General features: G+C 64.4%; 1 protein-coding gene. It reads right to left on the minus strand.

Annotated elements, in window-relative coordinates:
• Nucleotides 1-8: 8 nt before the first annotated feature.
• On the minus strand, nucleotides 9-1,062 hold a 1,054-nt coding region (tuf, locus tag Q8L83_RS18405), incomplete at its 5' end, for an elongation factor Tu (RefSeq protein WP_305289588.1).

The raw sequence follows: 1,062 nt of genomic DNA on the forward strand, positions 1-1,062 counted from the left end.
GCCTTGGACTATTCGACGATCTTGGCCACGACGCCGGCGCCGACCGTACGGCCGCCTTCGCGGATGGCGAAGCGCAGGCCCTGGTCCATGGCGATCGGGGTGATCAGCTCAACGTCCAGCTCGGCGTTGTCGCCCGGCATGATCATTTCCACGCCTTCGCGCAGCTTGATGATCCCGGTCACGTCGGTCGTGCGGAAGTAGAACTGCGGACGGTAGTTGGTGAAGAACGGCGTGTGACGGCCACCCTCTTCCTTGGTGAGGATATAGGCCTCGGCCACGAACTTGGTGTGCGGCGTGATCGAGCCCGGCTTGCAGAGCACCTGGCCACGCTCGACGTCTACACGCTTGGTGCCGCGCAGCAGAACGCCGACGTTGTCGCCCGCCTGGCCCTGGTCCAGCAGCTTGCGGAACATCTCGACGCCCGTGCAGGTCGTCTTCTGGACCGGACGGATGCCGACGATCTCGACTTCCTCACCGACCTTAACGATCCCCTTCTCGATACGACCGGTCACCACCGTGCCGCGGCCCGAGATCGAGAACACGTCTTCCACCGGCATCAGGAACGGCAGGTCCACCGGACGCTCCGGCTGCGGGATGTAGTCGTCCACCGTCTGCATCAGCGCCAGAATGGCGTTCTCGCCGATCTCCGGGTCACGGCCTTCGACCGCGGCCAGGGCCGAACCCTTGGTGATCGGAATGTCATCGCCCGGGAACTGGTAGGACGACAGCAGCTCGCGAACTTCCATCTCGACCAGGTCGAGCAGTTCTTCGTCGTCGACCATGTCGACCTTGTTCATGAACACCACCAGAGCCGGCACGCCGACCTGACGGGCCAGAAGGATGTGCTCGCGGGTCTGCGGCATCGGGCCGTCAGCGGCCGAAACCACCAGGATCGCGCCGTCCATCTGCGCCGCACCGGTGATCATGTTCTTCACATAGTCGGCGTGGCCAGGGCAGTCGACGTGCGCGTAGTGACGGTTCGCCGTCTCATATTCCACGTGCGCGGTGTTGATCGTGATCCCGCGGGCCTTCTCTTCCGGCGCGGCGTCGATGTCCGCATAG

Source organism: Phenylobacterium sp. (assembly GCF_030680185.1).
Classification (GTDB): Bacteria; Pseudomonadota; Alphaproteobacteria; order Caulobacterales; family Caulobacteraceae; genus Phenylobacterium.